The sequence below is a fragment of the Rheinheimera riviphila genome, from assembly GCF_004005945.1.
GTDB lineage: Bacteria > Pseudomonadota > Gammaproteobacteria > Enterobacterales > Alteromonadaceae > Pararheinheimera > Pararheinheimera riviphila.
Genome location: NZ_SACS01000004.1, coordinates 57,267 through 77,020, shown reverse-complemented (window position 1 = coordinate 77,020; position 19,754 = coordinate 57,267). Strand labels below are relative to the sequence as shown.

Here is a 19,754-nt window from a genome sequence, read left to right as displayed (position 1 = left end):
GTCCTTGCTAATGCTGTGAATTAGATCTGGTTAAACGCTGTCATCGCCTGCGCCTGGACCACGTTCAATCGCGTCCCGCACTGGCTTATAGCTGCGACGATGTTCCGCCAGAATACCGTGTTTTGCAATAGCCGCCAGATGCTCGGCGGTCGGATAGCCTTTATGACCAGCAAAATTATATTCCGGATATTGCTGATGTAACTCGGTCATTTCCGCGTCCCGCGCCACCTTCGCAATAATCGAAGCGGCGCTGATTTCCGGCACTAAACTATCGCCTTTCACCACTGCGCTACCGCAGTGTTTTAAGCCATCAGGTACTCTATTACCGTCGACCAGCACCCATTCCGGCTGAATATGTAAACCGGCGACGGCGCGCTGCATCGCCAGCATGGTGGCGTGTAGAATATTCAGCTCATCAATTTCTTCCACTTCGGCCCGGCCTAAACTCCAGCTCAGCGCTTTACTGCGAATTTCTTCGGCCAGCAGTAAGCGTTTTTTTTCGCTGAGTTTTTTTGAGTCATTTAAACCGCTAATTGGCTTATTTGGGTCGAGGATCACCGCAGCGGTGACGACTGCACCAACCAGCGGGCCGCGCCCTACTTCGTCGACGCCAGCGATCAGCGCAAAATCTGGCCTTTGGTAATCCGTTTTTTGCAGATCAGTCATGCAATAACTCAAGCACCGCTTTGGCGGCTTGGGCGCTGGCATCGCAGCGAATGTGTTGATGAATGTCGGTAAAAGCCGCTTGGGTCTCAGTACCGGATTGCGCCAATAACGGCTGCATGGCATTAACCAGCGCAGAAACTGTTACCTCGTCCTGCAAAAATTCCGGTACCAGCGCTTTTTTCGCCAGTAAATTCGGCAAACTGAAAAAATCGACTTTCACCAGTCGGCTGGCAATTTGATAGGTGAGCCAGTTGGTTTTGTATGCCACCACCATCGGCGTTTTTGCCAGCATGGCTTCTAATGTGGCAGTGCCGGAGGCAATTAACACAGCATCGGCGGCAGTCAACGTTTGCCTGGCCTGGCCAATCAACAAAGTTAACTTCAGATCCGGCGCGACCTGGCGCCAGATTTGAGTAAATAGTTCGGCTTTCACCGGCGTCACCATATTACACACCAGCTGTAAACCGGGGTTTTGCTGTTGCAACTGCGCGGCCGCCTGCAAGAATTCCGGCGCTAACAATTTGATCTCATTGGTGCGACTGCCCGGCATCAATGCTAATAAAGGTGCCTCAGCGCTAAAACCTAGTGCCACTTTGGCAGCAGTTTTATCCGGCTGTAACGGCATCTGATCGGCCAGTGTATGGCCAACAAAGGTACAAGGCACCTGATGTACATCATAAAAAGCTTTTTCAAATGGCAACAACGCCAAAACCATGTTGGTCGCAGCCGCAATCTTAAAAATCCGCTTTTGGCGCCAGGCCCAAACGGACGGGCTGACGTAATGCACGGTTTTAATGCCGGCTTGTTTGAGCTTCAACTCCACCGGCAAGTTAAAATCCGGTGCGTCAATGCCAATAAATAAGTCAGGTTTGTGTGCGGTAAAATGCGCCAGAATGTCGCGGCGGACTTTCAGTAACCGTGGCAACCGCCCCAGCACTTCAACTATGCCCATCACCGCCAGTTCTTCCATATCAAACACGGTTTTAAAACCTTCAGCGCGCATCCGGTCGCCGCCAATGCCATAAAACTCGGCATTGGGCTGTGCTAGCTTTAATGCCCGGATTAAATCGGCGCCAAGGATATCACCGGAATGCTCACCGGCAATTAGGGCAATTTTTAAGGGTCTTTGAGTGCTTGTCATCACGTTATTGTTCGATCCTTGGAATGGTCAGGGCGGTATTTGAGTGAGCCAAACGACTGTCAGGCACAAATAAAAACGCCGTTATCTTACCCGACAACGGCGCTTCAACTCTCGAATTCCAGCGCGTTTAGCGAACAATACCACGCGCTGAATTCTGAATAAAATCAGTAAATAACTTAATTTCCGGCCACTGTTCAGTTTTGTCAGCGAGCTCGGTCAGCGCTTCATTCACCGTCAAGCCCTGGCGGTACAGGACTTTGTAAGCACGGCGAATTTCCAGAATGGCCTCGGCACTAAAACCACGACGCTTTAAGCCTTCTGAGTTAATGCCATTTGGCACTGCGTGTGAACCATGCGCCATCACAAATGGTGGCACGTCTTTCACCACAATAGAACCGCCGCCAATAAAGCTGTGCGAACCAATCTGACAGAATTGGTGCACGCCACTCATGCCGCCGATAATCACCCAGTCCCCAACATGACAATGCCCGGCGGTCGAAGCGCCATTGGCAAAAATGACGTTGCTGCCAATCACACAGTCATGCGCGACATGGGTGTAATTCATAAACAAATTATGACTACCAATCGAGGTCAGTCCTTTGTCCTGAATGGTGCCACGATGCACAGTACAGCCTTCACGGAAAATATTAAAATCGCCGATATGTAATTCAGTCGGCTCATTTTTGTATTTTTTATCCTGGCAAGCTTCACCGATACTGGCGAACTGGAAAAAATGATTGCCACGGCCAATGGTCGACGGACCTTTAATCACCACGTGCGATTCGACAATACAATCATCGCCTAATGTCACACCTGCGCCGATGTAGCTAAAAGGGCCAATCCGCACATTATTGCCAATCACTGCACCGGGTTCGATCACTGCTGAAGGATGGATCATATTAAAGTTCTCTTCTGGCACACATCAATTCAGCAGTACAGACAATTTGTCCGTCCACTTTGGCTTCACAGGCGAATTTCCACAGATTACGGCGTTCTTTTAAAAACTTCACTTCGATCACCAGCTGATCGCCAGGCACTACCGGCTTTTTAAAACGCGCTTCGTCGATGGCAGCAAACAGATACAATTCGTTTTCTGAGCGTTCGGTGACTGTTTTAAACCCAAGAATACCAGTGGCTTGCGCCATCGCTTCCAGAATTAACACGCCAGGGAAAATGGGCATGCCCGGGAAATGGCCGGTGAAAATCGGCTCATTAATGGTGACATTTTTAATGGCAGTGAGTGATTCGCCTGGCGTGTAATCCAGCACCCGGTCGATTAATAAAAACGGGTAGCGATGTGGTAACAACGCCATGATTTCCTGAATTTCGATGATATTTAATGAATTCGTCAAAATGAACCCTCTGACTGATTAGACCAGAACAAACAACCGCAACAAAGTGATGTGGTTATTCGCCGGTGACGTTACGCGATTGAGCCAGTTCCTGCTCGACATCACGCAACCGCTGATATATTTGTTCCAGCTGACGATAACGGGCGTTATTTTTTCGCCATTCCAGGTTGGTCGTTGCTGGCATCCCGGACGAGTAAATGCCTTTTTCCGTGATGGCTTTGGTGATCATTGACATGCCGGTAATTTGCACGGCATCACAAATTTCGATATGGCCGGTAATAGCGCAAGCGCCGCCAATCACACAATATTTGCCAATTTTAGTACTACCGGCAACGACTGTACAGCCAGCGATGCAGCTGTGGTCACCGATCTGCACGTTATGGGCAATTTGCACCTGGTTATCCAGAATGACATTGTTGCCAATCAAGGTGTCGCCGATTGCGCCCCGATCGATGGTGGTATTGGCACCAATTTCACAATCATCGCCGACAATCACAGTGCCGACCTGAGGAATTTTTAGCCACTGGCCGCGCTCGTTGGCAAAACCAAAACCGTCAGCCCCCAGCACTGCACCGCTATGGACGATACAGCGCTGACCAAGCCGAACCCGATGATAAATCGAAACTTTCGGCCAGATTTTGCAATCGGCAGCAATTGATGCCCCTTCGCCAATAAAACTACCAGCACCAATTTGTACGCCTGCACCAATCACCACATCTTTGCTGACAACCACATAAGGTCCAAGCTGAGCGGTGGGGTCTATCTGTGCAGAACTGTCGACGATAGCCGTGGGATGGATACCATCTGCCGCAGCGGGCGTGGTATCGAGCAACTGCGCTACTTTGGCAAAAGCGACATAGGGATCTTTAACAATCAATGCAGCAACAGGGCAAAACTCCAGCTCTTCGGCTTTAATCAACACCGCTGAGGCTTTGGTCTGTTGCAGAAATTTGCGGTATTTGGCGTTTGACAGAAAGGTAATCTGCCCGGACTGTGCGTCCTCAAGCGTGGCAACGGCGCTGACTTCAACAGCACCGTCTCCATGGAGCTGAGCACCTAAGTGCTCAGCCAATGTCTGTAATGTATAAACCGACATTATTTTGCTTTGCTGACCTGAGTCACCACAGCTGATGAAATATCAAACTCTGGCTTGGCAAACACAGCAGCTTCAGCGTTCAGGATCACATCATACTGGTCTTTCGCCGCAATGCCTTCAATCGCAGTTTTGATTAAAGCACCAATTTTGTTGTTCTCTTCGCCCTGACGCTGACGGTAACTTTCTTCTAAGCTACGGGCCATTGGCTCATATTGTTGCTGCTGTTTTTCGATAGAGGTTTGCAGTTCTTTTTTCTGCGCTTCGCTCATCGTCGAACCGTCACGTTTAAATTTTTCAATATTAAACTTCAGGTCATTTTCCAGCTTTTGCATTTCAGCAAACTTAGCACCAAATTCAGTTTTCAGAGCTTCCTGAATTTTCGCCGTTTGTGGGATTTGGCTGAACACAGCACGTACATTCACCACACCGATTTTCATTTCTTTTGCAGTAACAGAACCAGCCATCAGAACACTGGCGAGTAACACTGCTGTTTTAGTAAAGCTTGGCTTAAACATAATGTCCTTTGACCTCAAAATAATTCTTAAAAAGTTGTGCCGATATTAAAGCTGAAGTTCTCCTGCTCATCACCATCATATTTTTTGATGATTTTGGCCAGGCTGAAAGTTAATGGACCCATCGGTGAAATCCACTGTACTGTGACCCCTGCAGAGACCCGAATCATACCTGCATCTGAATAATCCAGCAATTCGCTTTGCAGAGAATTGGAATTCTGATAACGGGTAAGATTGGCGAATCTGTTGATGTCGAACTCGGTGTCCCAGACGTTACCGGCATCGACAAACAAACTGGTCCGCACTGAGTTGGCATAATCTTCTTTTAATAGCGGCGTTGGGGTAATTAACTCCAACGTGGCAATCGCCATCGCATTACCACCAAAAGATCGCGTCGAAATATCATAACTGTCGAATTCAGGCGACATTGGCAATGTTGGCAACCCCACGCCTGAACCTATTGGATCTGGCAGACCTGGTATTGAATTGACGTAACGATAGATCGCACGTGGACCAATGACCCGGTTTTCAAAACCACGGAAGTTTTGACCACCGGCATAGAAGTTATCACTGAATGGCAAGGTGTGATCGTAGCCGTTGTTCGAGCCATAACCATTGCCGTAACCCAATTCCAGCTTGCTCAGGAACGACCAGCTGTGGTCATTACTTAATGCAATGTAATTCGCGGCTTCAAAATTGGTTTTGAAGTAGGTTAAATCCGAATTTGGCGTAGTGATTTTACCGGTTAACGACACGCGTAAACCGTCAGTCGGGAAAGTACCGCGGTTTAACGTACTGCGGATCCACCCCACCGAAACATCATAGTTGGTAAATTTGTAAGCTTGATCCGGACGGTTTGGATCAACCAACACCGCGCGGAAATGACGCAGCTGATCAAACTCCTGAATATAAGCAATTTCGCTGAATGTCACGGCGGTACCAAAATTCAGTCGGCTGTATTCGTTGATTGGGAAGCCAAAATTAAGACCGGTACCGTAGCTGGTCTGGTTATAAGCTTCTGCACCTGCTTTGCTGCCGTCAAAATCACTGTAAAAGACGTTACCGCCAAGACTGATCCCATCCAGGGTGAAATACGCATCGGTATAAGACAGGTTAATCGACTTCTGATATTTATTGGTGTTCAGACTGATCCCAGCTGCGTTACCAGAGCCTAAAAAGCTTTGTTGTTCAATACCAAACTGGAAAGCCAACCCCTGATAACTACCAAAGGACACGCCGGCATTAAAACTACCTGACGAACGTTCTTTGATTTTAAAATCCACATCAACTTTGTCTTCAGTGCCCGGTACCGGTTTAGTTTCAAATTCAACCTTTTCGATGTACGGCAGACGTTGCACCCATAATTTAGAAGATTCCAGCGTGTCGTTCGACAACCAGGCACCTTCCATCTGACGGATTTCGCGGCGAATAACTTCGTCTTTGGTCGCGGCATTGCCACTGACCAGAATGCGGTTCACGTACACCCGTTTGCCCGGATCAACTGACAAGGTCAAAGATACTTCTTTGGTTTCATCGTTGATATTGGTACTGGTGCGGACTTTGGAATTGGCATAACCGAAGCTTGCCAGAAACTTAGCAATACTTTCTTCGGTGTAGGTGACCAGCGCGCCGTTATACAGCTGACCGGATTTGAGCGGCAACATGGCTTTGATAAATTCATCCTGGCCAATTAAATCACCGACAAAATCGACACCCGTGACGGTATATTGCTCGCCTTCTTTCACCTGTAGTGTGACGTAAACCGAGGTTTTGTCCGGGCTGACAGCAACCGTATTGGCTTCAATCTCAAACCGTAAATAACCACGGTCGAGATAAAAACTACGGACTTTTTCCAGATCGCCTTTTAAGGTGTCTTTCTGATAACGGTCCGATGACATAAAACGCCACCAGGGTAAATCAACCAGCGACTCGGTATTTTTCAGAATTTGTGCATCATCAAACAGCTCGTTACCAACGATATTGATCTGGCGGACTGAAGCTGCATCACCTTCGACAAATTCCAGTTTCAGATTAACGCGGTTGCGTGGCAAGTAAGTCAGTTTGATCGCAACTTTAGCGTTGTATTTACCAACGCCGTGATAGAACTCAGTTAAACCATTTTCAATTTCACGGATGATGGTTTTATCCAGCTGTTCACCGATGATAATTTTCTGGTTGGTCAGACTTTCTGACAACTGTTCTTCTTTGATGTCTTTGTTGCCATCAAACTCAATGGCGTTGATGGTTGGCCGTTCTTTCACCCGGAAAGTGATGGTATTGCCGTCGCGAAAAACCGCGATTTCATCAAAATGGCCAGCAGCATATAAAGATTTGATACCTTTGGACAGGGTGTATTCTGTCACTGTATCGCCGATATTAAATGGCAGATTATTCAGGGCCGCGCCTAATGCAACGCGTTGCAAGCCTTCCACCTGAATGTCTTTCACCGTAAATGATTGTTCAGCGAGCACCGAGTTGCTGGCAGTGGCCAACAACATCGCGGCTACTAATCGTTTAATTGTCATTATTTTGGACTACTTATGATTAGTTTATTACAAACGAGAAATATCGTTGAGCAGCGCAATTCCCATTAACATCAGCAGAACGAAGGCTCCAATTTTAAAACCTGTCTCCTGCGCTTTCTCAGAGACCGGCCTGCCGGTGAGAAGTTCCACCACAAGATACATTAAATGACCGCCATCCAAAATAGGCAGCGGCAGTAAATTTACCACCCCAAGGTTGACACTTATCAACGCCAGGAAGGATAAGAAGGCAATAAGCCCCAAATCTGCACTATTTCCAGCGCCTTGAGCTATCGAAATTGGCCCACTTAAATGCTTGACTGACACATCACCAAACAACAGTTTTTCGACCATCGAAAAACTCAAGCGAACCAGTTGCCAGGTTCGTACTGTACCTTGCCAAACAGCGTCAACCGGACCATATTGCTGCTGAAAAAACATTGAATCTTCAAGTGGTTGCACCTTAGGCGCTACCCCTAAAAAGCCCTGGTGAAAGCCATCCGGCATGGTACGGCTTTGCGGCGTGACATCGAGCCGGACTTCAGCGCCGTGGCGCTCAATCAGCATCGGAATTGGCTTGCCCGGATTGTTCTGAATAATTTGCACCAGTTGATCCCAGCGCTGCAAACTGACCCCGGCGGCGGCAATAAATTTATCACCCATTTGCAGGCCAGAAATTTCTGCAGCTGAACCTTTTTCCAGGCTGGCGACTTCTAACAGCGCGATTGCTTGTTTCGGAATAAGACCCAAACTAGCAAAAATAGAGTCTTTGTCCGGATCAAAGCGCCAATCGCGTAAATCCAGCTGATAAGTTGCTTCAGCCTGGGTTTCAGGATCCTGCATCGTGAAGTTGACATTGTCACTGCCAATCTGCCCGACCAGCAGTAAACTAATCGCCTGCCAGTCACGAACCGCTTCGCCATTCACCGCCACAATCTTTTGCTCGTTGGGCAGTTGCGCCGCTGCGGCAATCGAGTTGGGTGTGACATCGGCAACTACAGGTTTTAACGTCGGGACGCCTATCAGATACATCACGGCAAGTATGAAAATGGCAAAAATAAAATTGGCGATAGGCCCAGCAGCAATCACCGCCATCCGCTGCGGTACCGTTTTGTTATTAAAGGCTAAATCAGCAAATTGCGGTAATACCGGGTCAACCCGCTCATCCAGCATCCGCACATAACCACCCAGCGGAATAGCGGCGATGATAAATTCAGTGCCTTGGCGGTCACGCCAGCTGAACAAGGTTTTACCAAAACCAATCGAAAACTTTTTCACCAGAATGCCGTTTTTACGCGCCACCCAAAAATGACCAAATTCGTGGACAGTGACCAACAATCCCAATGCCACCACAAAAGACAACAGGTTCCAGATTAAGGCACTCATTGGACGAAATTCCTTAGTTGTTGTTGAGCATAAGCCCGGCTTTCAGCATCAAGCGCCAGAATGTCATCCAGTTGTGAAGCGTGATGGCTGGCAAAACGCGCCAGGCAAAGTGCATTGAGCTTCGCAATAGCGGTAAAGGAAATTTGTTGCTGTAAAAAGGCTTCCACCGCCACTTCATTGGCGGCATTCAGCGCTGTAGTCGCGCCCTGCCCATGACGACAGGCATCAATCGCCAGACCAAGACAAGGGTAACGCTCTGGCTCTGGCCTGGCAAAAGTGAAGCTGCCTAAACTGAAAAAATCCAACGGTTTGACGTTGCTGGCAATGCGCTCAGGAAATGCCAACGCATGGGCAATTGGCGTGCGCATATCCGGATTACCCAGCTGCGCCAGTACCGAACCGTCACTGTATTGCACCATTGAATGGATAATACTTTGTGGATGCAGTACCACTTCGATGTCCTGCGGCTGACAATTAAACAACCAGCGGGCCTCAATAAATTCCAGGCCTTTATTCATCATGGTGGCGCTATCGACCGAGATTTTCCGCCCCATAGTCCAATTCGGATGCGCCACCGCTTGCTCGGGCGTGATCTGATCAAACAAGGCTAAATCGGTTTGCCGGAACGGCCCACCACTGCCAGTCAGCAGAATTTTAGAGATCCCGGCTTGAGGCAACGAACCTTGATAGCTGTGCGCCTGTAAGGCGGGTGGCAGGCACTGGAAAATCGCGTTGTGCTCGCTGTCAATTGGCAGCAGTATGGCTTGATGTTGTTTCACCGCGTCGATAAACAGCTCGCCGCTCATCACCAACGCTTCTTTGTTGGCCAGTAACACGGTTTTACCCTGTTTTACTGCCGCAAGGGTTGGTAACAAACCAGCCGCGCCGACAATCGCCGCCATCACAATATCAGCGTCGGTGTGGCCTGCCAGTTCAGCAAATGTTGCTTCGCCAACCAGAACTTCCGTTTTGCAGCCGGATATCGCCAGTTGCTCACGCAACCAGCGTGCATCAGACTCCAGCAACAACGCAGCAAAACGAGGGTTAAATACCAGACATTGTTGCAGCAGTTTTTCAACCTGGCGGCCGGCGGTCAGCGCCAGCACCGAAAAACGCTCCGGATGCTGCGCGATGACATCCAGCGTACTGCAACCGATAGAACCCGTAGAGCCTAAAATGACAACCTGACGGGGCATTAAAAGCCACCTAACATGGCAACAAATAACGCAAATAGCGGTGCGGTGGCGGTCAGACTGTCAATGCGGTCCATAATGCCACCATGGCCAGGGAAAATACTGCCGCTATCTTTCAGACCCGCCACCCGCTTGAACATACTTTCGGATAAATCGCCAAATACCGACAACAACGTCAGGATAAACGCTGCCAGATACCACAGCGCCACGCCTTCTGGCCATTGCAAGTAGGCTGCAACGCCGGTCAGCAGTGCCATCACAAACACCATGCCGCCAATCATGCCTTCCAGTGTTTTACCCGGGCTGACCTCTGGCAATAACTTGTGTTTGCCAAATGGTTTACCAATCACATAACCGCCAATATCAGCGGCCCACACCAGCCCCAGCAACATGCAAATTAGCCAGGCGCCGGTAAAAGTCGATTGCTCATAATTGACATTGCGAAGCAGTAATAAAGCGGCAAAACTTGGCACCAGCGTCAGCCAGCCCATGATGGCTTTAAACAATTTATGCTGCTGCCACAGCGCTTTGGTTTTACTGAAACTCAGCACCAGCAAAACCGCCAGCAACCACCAGCCGACACCAATCCATAATGCTGATTCTGCCAGCAGATTAGTTTGCACTGGCCACGCCAGTTGCTGTGGTAATGCCTGATAGCAGAGTAAATACCAAAATGCGGAACCGACGGTAAAACTTAAGCGTGATGGCAGTGTCTGCCAGCCGCAAAAACTGGCCCATTCCCAGGCCGCGATTAAAAAAGCGCAGCCAAGGAAGATGGCAAAGCCAATCGGCGGCAAGTAAAACACGGCACCAAGCGCCAAAGGCGCCAGCACGAGTGCCGTGAGCAGACGTTGTTTAAACAATCCTATAATCCTTCTGTGAAGCCGGCGGCCATGGCTCGGATTTGTTCACCGGTGCAGCCATAACGGCGCTCACGGCTGACAAAACTGGCAATCGCCTCAGCAAACACCTGGTCGTCAAAATCCGGCCATAAAGTGTCGATAAAGCAAAGTTCGGCGTAAGCAGCCTGCCACAATAAAAAGTTACTGATGCGAATATCACCACCGGTGCGGATCATTAAATCCAGCTCGGGCTGTTCATGCATCTGGATATGTTGCGACAGCAGCTGTTCATTGATGTCAGTGGGTTGTAACTGCCCTGCCGCGACTTGGATGGCCAGTTGCTGCGCCGCATTAGCAATATCCCAGCGCCCACCATAATTGGCAGCGACATTCAGCGTCAAGCCGGTATTGTTGGCCGTGAGCTGTTGCGCCTTTTCGATATTGGCCTGTAACTTGTCACTAAATCGCGACAAATCACCGATAATATTTAGCCGCACCTGGTTTTTGTGCAGCGCTTTGACTTCTTTTTCCAGCACAAATAAAAATAGCTGCATCAGACTGGAGACTTCGTCTTCCGGTCGGCGCCAGTTTTCACTGCTAAACGCAAATAAGGTCAAAGAAGGAATACCGAGCTTGCGGCAAAAACTGACCGCGCGACGCACCGCGTCCACGCCTTTTTTGTGTCCCCAGACCCGAGGTTTACCCTGGCGTTCAGCCCAGCGGCCGTTACCATCCATAATAATTCCGACATGTTGCGGCAAAGCGTGGTTAAACGCTTGTGTCTCTTCTGTCATCAGTGCCTGCCTGCAGCGGCCACAGGTACAAACCTGCAGCGTTTATCCGAACAAAAAAGCGCCGCGTAGTAACTGCACGGCGCTTTGTATACAAAGCAATCAGCTAATGGACTATACGGCCATCAGTTCTTTTTCTTTGTCTGCTAATACTTCATCAACTTTTTTGATCCAGGCATCGGTGATTTTCTGAATTTCTTCAGAACCACGACGCTCGTCATCTTCACTGATCGCTTTGTCTTTTTGCAGCGTTTTTAAATCAGCATTGGCATCACGACGGATGTTGCGTACTGCAACCCGGGCGCCTTCGGCTTCGCCACGAACCACTTTGACCAAATCTTTACGACGCTCTTCGGTCAGCGCTGGCAAAGGCACACGAATGGAAGTGCCGGCACCGATTGGGTTTAAACCCAGATCTGATTGCATGATGGCTTTTTCAACAGCCTGGATCATCGAACGGTCAAATACCGTGATCATCAGGGTGCGGGAGTCTTCGGCTGACACGTTGGCCACCTGACGCAGTGGCGTGTCAGAGCCGTAGTAAGAAACCTGAATGCTGTCGAGCAGACTTGGATGGGCGCGGCCGGTCCGAATTTTCGTTAACTGGTTTTTCAGCGCATCAACGCTTTTTTCCATCCGGGTTTTGCTGTCTTTGATAATATCGTTAATCACCTGATTATTTCCTTTGAGTTATTACACCCGTCATCCTTGAAGTTGCAGGGTTGTTGCCACTTCATGGCCATTCTGCATCTTCAATGATTTTGGGTATAAGCATAAGCCAGAATCTGGCTCTGCTGGTTAACGCTGGGCGCTAGTCTACTGCAAATTTTCGGCGTGGTCGATCACTGTGCCTTCAGTCTCGCCCATGATCACCCGCTTTAATGCACCAGGTTTGTTCATATTAAACACCCGGATTTGCATATTGTGGTCACGCGCCAGTGTGAATGCCGCTAAATCCATCACTTTCAATTCTTTATCCAGCACTTCGTTGTACGTCAGCTGACTGTACAAAGTGGCCGTTGGATCTTTCACCGGATCTGCCGAATAAACGCCATCGACTTTGGTGGCTTTTAAAACGCAGTCGGCTTCGATTTCAATACCGCGCAGGCAAGCAGCTGAATCTGTAGTGAAAAATGGGTTACCGGTACCGGCGGAGAAAATAACGACGCGGCCAGATTTTAATAAACTGATGGCTTCAGCCCAGCTGTAATTGTCGCAAACACCATTCAGTGGAAAAGCACTCATCAGGCGGGCGTTGACAAAAGCACGATGCAGCGCATCACGCATCGCCAAGCCGTTCATCACAGTAGCCAACATGCCCATATGATCGCCGACCACCCGGTTCATACCAGCTTTCGCCAGGCCTTCACCACGGAAAATATTACCACCACCGATCACAATACCGACCTGGACGCCAAGCTCAACCAGCTCTTTAATTTCCTGCGCCATCCGATCCAGTACTTTGGGATCGATCCCAAAACCTTCGTCACCCATCAGGGCTTCACCGCTTAGTTTTAATAAAATTCTTCTATAGGTTGGTTTTGGACTTGTGCTCATGAGATCCCCATCAGGCCGGATTGAAGTGTCATCTGTAAACATTATTGCGGTTTCCTTACATGCCATTCAGCCGGGAATCGGCTGCTGCTATTGCAGTCCGCGCTGCAACATCACCGGAATTGGAAGCAATCACGGTGCATACTCTTTTGATCGCATCTTCGACCAACTATTTTATCAAATGTTCGGTCTGCTGTGCTTTGAGGGACAGCGCATCGGGGTTCGGATCTGCTGACCAGAATTCCAACACTACGACGTCGACTCCCTCATTTAAAAAAAAACCGCGACGGGCGTGGCCGGGTCGCGGTTATTTTAGCGGGTTTTAGCCATTAGCTAAAGCTTGCATTATTTTTTTGCAGCAGCGATTTGTGCAGCAACTTCAGCAGCGAAGTCAGTTTCCTGTTTCTCGATGCCTTCGCCTACTTCTAAGCGAATGAAGCTAACAGCTTTGGCGCCTTTCTGTTTCAGGAATTCGCCAACAGTGATGCTTGGGTCTTTCACGAACATTTGGCCAGTTAAAGAAACTTCGCCGGTGAACTTAGTCATGCGACCAGCAACCATTTTTTCTGCGATTTCTTTAGTTTTGCCGCTGTTGATAGCGATTTCAACCTGGATTTCCTGCTCTTTTGCCACAACTTCAGCCGGAACTGCGTCTGGTGTCAGGAAAGATGGGTTGTTTGCAGCAACGTGCATTGCCACGTCTTTTGCGATTTCTTCGTTACCGCCTTCTAATACAGTCAACACGCCGATACGGCCTGAGTGAGTGTATTGGCCGATCACGTCGCCCTGGACTAATGAAATGCGGCGTACGTTGATGTTTTCGCCGATTTTAGTTACTAAAGTCGCGCGAGCTTCTTCAACGGTGGTGTCACCTAAAGAGGCAGCACTGATTTCTTCGATAGTGAACAGTTTGTTGGCGTGCGCCAGGTCTGCTACTGAGTTTGCGAAAGCCAGGAAGCTGGCGTCACGACCTACGAAGTCAGTTTCACAGTTAAATTCGATTGCAACAGCATAACCGTTGCCAACGCGAGTAATAACAGTACCTTCTGCAGCGATCCGGCCAGCTTTCTTAGCAGCTTTGGCCTGACCGTTTTTACGCATTAATTCGATTGCGCCTTCGATGTCACCATTGGTTTCTTCTAAAGCTTTTTTGCAATCCATCATGCCAGCGCCAGTGCGCTCGCGTAATTCTTTTACCATACCGGCAGTAACAGCCATGGGAATTCCTCGCATTCATTCAGGTTAGACAAACAGGGGCCGCGGCCCCTGTTCAATTTAAACGTGTTAATGGTGCTTCAGATGACAGAAACACCAGACACTGCTAATTACTCAGCAGCAACGAAGTTGTCGGCTTCAGCCTGAACTTCGATGTTTTTGTCACGTCCTTCAACGATCGCCTGATTCACGGCAGCCAGGTATAACTGGATAGCGCGGATAGCGTCGTCGTTGCCTGGAACGACAAAGTCAACACCTTCTGGATCAGAGTTAGTATCAACGATAGAAACTACTGGAATACCCAGGTTGTTTGCTTCTTTGATAGCGATGTGTTCATGGTCGGCATCGATCACGAACAGAACATCAGGCAGGCCGCCCATGTCCTTAATACCACCTAAGCTCTTGTCCAGCTTTTCCATCTCGCGGGTACGGTCTAAAGCTTCTTTTTTGGTCAGCTTGTCAAAAGTACCGTCCTGGCTTTGTGATTCCAGGTCTTTCAGGCGCTTGATAGATTGACGAACTGTTTTCCAGTTAGTCAACATGCCACCTAACCAGCGGTGGTTTACGAAGTACTGATCAGATTGCTGAGCAGCTTCTTTGATTGCTTCTGAAGCAGCGCGCTTGGTACCAACAAACAGGATTTTGCCTTTTTTGGCAGCCACTGACTGGATGAAAGCCAGTGCGTCATTCATCATTGGAACAGTTTTTTCCAGGTTGATGATATGAACGCGGTTACGGGCGCCGAAAATGAAAGGCTTCATTTTTGGGTTCCAGTAACGGGTTTGGTGACCAAAATGTACGCCCGCCTGGAGCATATCGCGCATTGAAACTTTTGCCATCAGAGTTATTTCCTTTGAGTGGGGGTTAGGCCTCCATACACCCCATAAATCCGACCAGTTTTCACTGGCACCCCGGCTTATGTGACGGTGTATGTGTGTTATTTAATTAAGTTTGGTTCGCTAAGCTGACAACATCATTTGTGGTATTTCGTGAAAAAAGCCACAAGCTATTTGCCAAATTGCGGCGCGCTTTATACCATAGGCGCCCTTGAAACACAATCTGCTGCGTAGATTTACAGCAAAGTGGGTAGTTTTACAGCAGATGTATAGCAGAGAGAAATGGCATGGCCGCAAACATTAAGACTCCGGAACAGATCGAAAAAATGCGCGTCGCTGGACGTCTGGCAGCCGAAGTGCTTGAAATGATTGAGCCTCATGTCAAGGCGGGTGTCAGCACCGGTGAACTGGATCGCATCTGCCATGACTATATTGTCAATGTGCAGCAGGCTATCCCCGCGCCTCTGAACTACCATGGTTTTCCAAAATCTATTTGTACCTCAGTTAATCATGTGATCTGTCACGGTATTCCGGCCGATGATAAAACGCTGAAAGACGGCGATATCATCAATATTGATATCACGGTGATCAAAGACGGTTTCCACGGCGATACCTCAAAAATGTTTGTGATTGGTAAACCGAGCATTCTGGCCGAACGACTGATCCGGGTCACCCAAGAAGCACTTTATCTGGGCTTGAAAAAAGTCAAAAACGGCTGTCGTTTAGGTGATATTGGCCATGCTATTCAGGTGCATGCCGAACAACACAACTATTCAATTGTGCGCGAATATTGCGGCCACGGCATCGGCGAAGTGTTCCATGAAGATCCGCAGGTCTTACATTATGGCAGACCTGGTACCGGCGAAATTTTAAAAACCGGCATGTGTCTGACGATTGAGCCAATGGTGAATGCCGGTGAACGTCAAAGCAAATTGTTAAAAGACGGCTGGACGGTCGTAACGAAAGATCGTAGTTTATCAGCTCAGTTTGAACACACTATTGTGGTCACTGAAACGGGCTGCGAAATTCTGACATTACGCCAGGATGACACCATCGAACGAGTCCTGACTGCCGGTTGATTTTAAAAGTAATTTTAAGGCGCTGGCAGTTCAGACCACAAAAAGTAACCACTTAGGGTATTTTTTCATGAGCACGGCGCTTGCATTTGATAAGACCATTCCAAGCCACTTTACCCTCGATAGTTACAAAAAACATTTTGCCGATTTTCTGGAATGGCTGAAAGTCAGCTCGCAAACCCAGACCGTCAATAGTTTGGTGAAATCGCGGGCGCGTTTTATGGACGACGTGCTGCAATCGTTATGGCAACACTTTGATCTGAATAAACAAAAGCAACTGACACTGATTGCCGTTGGCGGTTATGGCCGTGGCGAACTCCATCCTTACTCTGATATCGACTTATTGATCCTGACCGAAGCCCGCTTAAGCCCGGCGTTGCAGGAACAAATCGCTCATTTTGTTACTTTGCTGTGGGACTTACGCTTAGAAGTCGGCCATAGCGTGCGCACCATTAAAGAATCCGTGAGCCTTGGCAAAGACGACATCACCATCGCCACCAATTTAATGGAAATGCGTTATCTCGCTGGTAATCAGCAGCTGTTTGACAGCCTACAGGCTGAAGTTAGTAAAGATAACTTCTGGCCCAGTAAAGATTTTTTCCAGGCGAAACGCCACGAACAACAAGGTCGGCACGCCCAGTATCACGGCACCGCTTATAACCTGGAACCGAATTTAAAAGCTAACCCTGGTGGCCTGCGCGATATTCAAACCATCGGCTGGGTGGCAAAAAAACACTTTCGCACCCGCACCATGCGCGAGCTGGTGGCCTATCAGTACCTGACCGAAGATGAATATCAGGAGCTGATGGAGTGTGAAGCGTATTTATGGCAGATGCGCTTTGCGCTGCATATTGAAGCGGGTCGCAACGAAAACCGCATCTTGTTTGATTATCAGCCCGCGGTGGCGCATCGTCTCGGTTTTGGTGATGACGGTAAAGCCTCAGTTGAGCGGATGATGAAACGGTTTTTCCGCACCGTGCAGCGGGTCAGTGAACTGAACGAAATGCTATTACAGCATTTTGAAGGCAGTATTCTCAAAAGCCATAGCAAATATAAAACCCAGTCGCTGGATGACTTTTTTGAAATTCAGGGCCATCTCATTCACGCCACCGACAAAGCGGTGTTTGCGCGGCGTGAAAATATCCTGCGCTTGTTCTGGCATATCGCTAATCATCCGCAAATTCATGGTATTCATTCCGAAACCATTCGCTTGCTGCGGCAAGTGCGCCGTCGTTTGATGGGCGATTTACAGGATTATGAAGCCTGCCGCCAGCTGTTTATGGCGATCATCCGCCATCCGCACGGTATGGACCGCGCTATTACCCTGATGCATCGTCACGGTATTCTGGCGGCTTATTTGCCGCAGTGGCGCAATATCGTCGGTCAGATGCAATTTGATTTATTCCACGCTTATACCGTCGACGAACATACCCACCGGGTACTGAAAAACTTACATCGCTACAGCGAGCCAGAATTTGCCAATGAGTTTCCGCTGTGCACCGATATCGTTAATAGGCTGGAGAAGCCGGAGCTGCTGTATTTAGGTGGCATTTTCCACGATATTGCCAAAGGCCGCGGCGGCGATCACTCGGACTTAGGCGCGATGGATGCGCGTGAATTTGGCAAGCTGCATAAGCTCAGTGAATTTGATACCAAGCTGATTGTCTGGCTGGTGGAACAACATTTATTGATGTCGGTGACAGCGCAGCGCCGCGATATTCACGATCCAGCCGTTATCGCCGAATTTGCCGAAAAAGTCCGCGACGAAACCCGTTTAAACTACCTGTACTGTTTAACGCTGGCCGATATCCGCGCCACCAACGACAACCTGTGGAATGACTGGAAAGGTTCATTATTACGTGAGCTGTATTTGGGAACCCAAAAAGCCTTTCGCCGTGGTTTGGAAAAACCAATGGATTTGCGCGACCAAATCCGCGAACACCAAACCGAAGCACTACGTTTGCTGGCCGAAAAAGGCTTTAGCGAAGCACAGGTCAATCCGCTGTGGAGCAAATTTAAAGCCGATTATTTCGCTCGTTATAATCCGCGGTTGATTGCCTGGCATAGCGAAAACCTGCTGCAACATGCTGACTTTAGCCAGCCAATGGTGCTGATTAGCCCAAGCGCAATGCGCGGTGGTACGCAGATTTTCGTCTACACCGCCGACCAACCGAACTTATTTGCCCGCATGGTCGCAGCTCTCGACAGCAAAAAAGTCAGTATTTTTGATGCGCAGATCATGACCAACAAAGACGGTTATGCGATGGATACCTTTGTGGTGCTGGAACAAAACGGCGCCGCAGTGACCTCTACTTCGCGCATCGCCAGCATTAAAAAAGCGCTGGAAACTTATATCACCAACCCACCGACCACTGAGCGGCAAAAAGCGCGTCCTAATAAGCAATTACGGGCTTTTCATGTACCACCCAAAGTGGTGTTTTTACCGGGCAAAAACAAACAACGCACGATGCTGGAACTTGCAGCCTTAGATACACCGGGCTTGCTGGCCGATATCGGTCAGGTGTTTTCGCAATGCGAAATTAATATTCACGCCGCCAAAATCACCACCATTGGCGAGCGTGCAGAAGACTTTTTTATGATTTCCACCCGCCAGGACGAAGCACTGACAGCTGACGAACAAAGCCAGCTACGCCGCGTCCTGGTGGAACAACTTACCCATGCAACAGAGGGCTAAAGCACCATCATGGCTGATTTAAAAAGCATTATCGAAGACGCGTTTGAAAACCGCATGAATATCACGCCGGCAACGGTCACCAGCGACGTCAAAAGCGCGGTGGAAGCCGCTATTGCCTTATTGGACAGCGGTCAGGCCCGGGTTGCTGAAAAAATCGCCGGCGAATGGGTGACGCATCAATGGCTGAAAAAAGCCGTATTGTTGTCCTTTCGCATTAACGACAACCAAGTGATGGACGGCGCAGAAAACCGTTTCTTCGACAAAGTTCCGATGAAATTTGCTGATTATACCCACGAGCGTTTTGTCGCTGAAGGCATGCGCGTGGTGCCACCAGCGGCGGTGCGTAAAGGCAGTTTTATCGGTAAAAACGTGGTGTTGATGCCTAGTTACGTCAATATCGGCGCTTATGTCGGCGAAGGCACCATGGTTGATACCTGGGCCACCGTTGGCTCGTGCGCTCAGATCGGTAAAAACGTACATTTATCCGGCGGCGTTGGCATTGGTGGTGTATTAGAGCCATTACAAGCGAACCCAACCATCATCGAAGATAATTGTTTTATCGGCGCGCGCTCAGAAGTGGTCGAAGGCGTGATTATCGAAGAAGGCGCGGTGCTGTCGATGGGCGTGTATATCAGCCAGTCAACGCGCATCTACGACCGCGAAACCGGCGAAGTGACCTACGGTCGCGTCCCGGCTGGCGCCGTTGTGGTGCCAGGCTCTATCCCAAGCAAAGATGGTTCACATAGTTTATATGCAGCGATCATCGTAAAACGGGTGGACGCCCAAACCCGCGCTAAAGTCGGTATTAACGCGTTATTACGCAGTATCGAGTAGCAGCGTGCGTTGCCGATCACGATAGGGTGAAACTAATACAGCC

18 protein-coding genes are annotated in these 19,754 nt (G+C 49.0%); 3 read left to right on the top strand and 15 right to left on the bottom strand.

Going from position 1 to position 19,754, the window contains the following annotated elements:
* Window positions 1-30 precede the first annotated feature (30 nt).
* The 15 genes from rnhB to rpsB all read right to left on the bottom strand — a co-directional run bounded on the left by rnhB (window position 31) and on the right by rpsB (window position 15,109).
* A complete protein-coding gene (rnhB, locus tag EOE67_RS05425; protein WP_127698033.1) occupies window positions 31-666 on the bottom strand; it encodes a ribonuclease HII in 636 nt (211 codons plus the stop codon).
* Window positions 659-1,807 carry a lipid-A-disaccharide synthase gene (gene lpxB / locus EOE67_RS05420; RefSeq protein ID WP_127698032.1) on the bottom strand — a complete coding sequence of 383 codons (1,149 nt, stop codon included), beginning with the start codon at window positions 1,805-1,807 and terminating at the stop codon, window positions 659-661. The genes rnhB and lpxB overlap by 8 nt, the downstream gene beginning before the upstream one ends.
* A gap of 127 nt (window positions 1,808-1,934) precedes the next feature.
* The gene (gene lpxA, locus EOE67_RS05415; protein ID WP_127698031.1) at window positions 1,935-2,705 is read right to left on the bottom strand and encodes an acyl-ACP--UDP-N-acetylglucosamine O-acyltransferase; all 771 of its coding nucleotides are present in this window, start codon (window positions 2,703-2,705) and stop codon (window positions 1,935-1,937) included.
* Window position 2,706: 1 nt separating this feature from the next.
* The gene (gene fabZ, locus EOE67_RS05410; protein ID WP_127698030.1) at window positions 2,707-3,159 is read right to left on the bottom strand and encodes a 3-hydroxyacyl-ACP dehydratase FabZ; all 453 of its coding nucleotides are present in this window, start codon (window positions 3,157-3,159) and stop codon (window positions 2,707-2,709) included.
* A gap of 55 nt (window positions 3,160-3,214) precedes the next feature.
* Window positions 3,215-4,255 (bottom strand): UDP-3-O-(3-hydroxymyristoyl)glucosamine N-acyltransferase, encoded by a 1,041-nt coding sequence (gene lpxD, locus EOE67_RS05405; protein WP_127698029.1) that lies wholly within the window; start codon window positions 4,253-4,255, stop codon window positions 3,215-3,217.
* Window positions 4,255-4,719 (bottom strand): OmpH/Skp family outer membrane protein, encoded by a 465-nt coding sequence (locus EOE67_RS05400; protein ID WP_240652723.1) that lies wholly within the window; start codon window positions 4,717-4,719, stop codon window positions 4,255-4,257. Before EOE67_RS05400 ends, lpxD begins: the two co-directional genes overlap by 1 nt.
* A 77-nt stretch (window positions 4,720-4,796) precedes the next feature.
* Window positions 4,797-7,292 (bottom strand): outer membrane protein assembly factor BamA, encoded by a 2,496-nt coding sequence (bamA, locus tag EOE67_RS05395; protein ID WP_127698028.1) that lies wholly within the window; start codon window positions 7,290-7,292, stop codon window positions 4,797-4,799.
* A gap of 27 nt (window positions 7,293-7,319) precedes the next feature.
* Window positions 7,320-8,675, bottom strand: coding sequence for a sigma E protease regulator RseP (gene rseP, locus EOE67_RS05390; RefSeq protein ID WP_127698027.1), 1,356 nt, complete (start codon window positions 8,673-8,675; stop codon window positions 7,320-7,322).
* Window positions 8,672-9,871 carry a 1-deoxy-D-xylulose-5-phosphate reductoisomerase gene (gene ispC, locus EOE67_RS05385; RefSeq protein ID WP_127698026.1) on the bottom strand — a complete coding sequence of 400 codons (1,200 nt, stop codon included), beginning with the start codon at window positions 9,869-9,871 and terminating at the stop codon, window positions 8,672-8,674. The genes rseP and ispC overlap by 4 nt, the downstream gene beginning before the upstream one ends.
* Complete coding sequence (locus tag EOE67_RS05380) at window positions 9,871-10,731, bottom strand: phosphatidate cytidylyltransferase (protein ID WP_127698025.1); 861 nt, start codon at window positions 10,729-10,731, stop codon at window positions 9,871-9,873. The genes ispC and EOE67_RS05380 overlap by 1 nt, the downstream gene beginning before the upstream one ends.
* Before the next feature lie 2 nt (window positions 10,732-10,733).
* A complete protein-coding gene (gene uppS / locus EOE67_RS05375) occupies window positions 10,734-11,504 on the bottom strand; it encodes a polyprenyl diphosphate synthase (RefSeq protein ID WP_127698024.1) in 771 nt (256 codons plus the stop codon).
* Between the two features lie 111 nt (window positions 11,505-11,615).
* Window positions 11,616-12,173 carry a ribosome recycling factor gene (gene frr, locus EOE67_RS05370; RefSeq protein ID WP_127698023.1) on the bottom strand — a complete coding sequence of 186 codons (558 nt, stop codon included), beginning with the start codon at window positions 12,171-12,173 and terminating at the stop codon, window positions 11,616-11,618.
* A 144-nt stretch (window positions 12,174-12,317) separates the two neighbouring features.
* Complete coding sequence (gene pyrH, locus EOE67_RS05365) at window positions 12,318-13,058, bottom strand: UMP kinase (protein WP_127698022.1); 741 nt, start codon at window positions 13,056-13,058, stop codon at window positions 12,318-12,320.
* A 342-nt stretch (window positions 13,059-13,400) separates the two neighbouring features.
* Window positions 13,401-14,273, bottom strand: a complete 873-nt coding sequence (tsf, locus tag EOE67_RS05360) for a translation elongation factor Ts (RefSeq protein ID WP_127698021.1) — start codon at window positions 14,271-14,273, stop codon at window positions 13,401-13,403.
* Between the two features lie 107 nt (window positions 14,274-14,380).
* Window positions 14,381-15,109 (bottom strand): 30S ribosomal protein S2, encoded by a 729-nt coding sequence (gene rpsB / locus EOE67_RS05355; RefSeq protein WP_068064399.1) that lies wholly within the window; start codon window positions 15,107-15,109, stop codon window positions 14,381-14,383.
* Window positions 15,110-15,393: 284 nt separating this feature from the next.
* On the opposite strand from rpsB, the gene map reads away from it, so the two are divergent.
* The 3 genes from map to dapD all read left to right on the top strand — a co-directional run bounded on the left by map (window position 15,394) and on the right by dapD (window position 19,711).
* Window positions 15,394-16,185, top strand: coding sequence for a type I methionyl aminopeptidase (map, locus tag EOE67_RS05350; RefSeq protein ID WP_127698020.1), 792 nt, complete (start codon window positions 15,394-15,396; stop codon window positions 16,183-16,185).
* A gap of 67 nt (window positions 16,186-16,252) precedes the next feature.
* The gene (gene glnD / locus EOE67_RS05345; protein ID WP_127698019.1) at window positions 16,253-18,877 is read left to right on the top strand and encodes a [protein-PII] uridylyltransferase; all 2,625 of its coding nucleotides are present in this window, start codon (window positions 16,253-16,255) and stop codon (window positions 18,875-18,877) included.
* Between the two features lie 9 nt (window positions 18,878-18,886).
* A complete protein-coding gene (gene dapD / locus EOE67_RS05340; RefSeq protein ID WP_127698018.1) occupies window positions 18,887-19,711 on the top strand; it encodes a 2,3,4,5-tetrahydropyridine-2,6-dicarboxylate N-succinyltransferase in 825 nt (274 codons plus the stop codon).
* Window positions 19,712-19,754 lie beyond the last annotated feature (43 nt).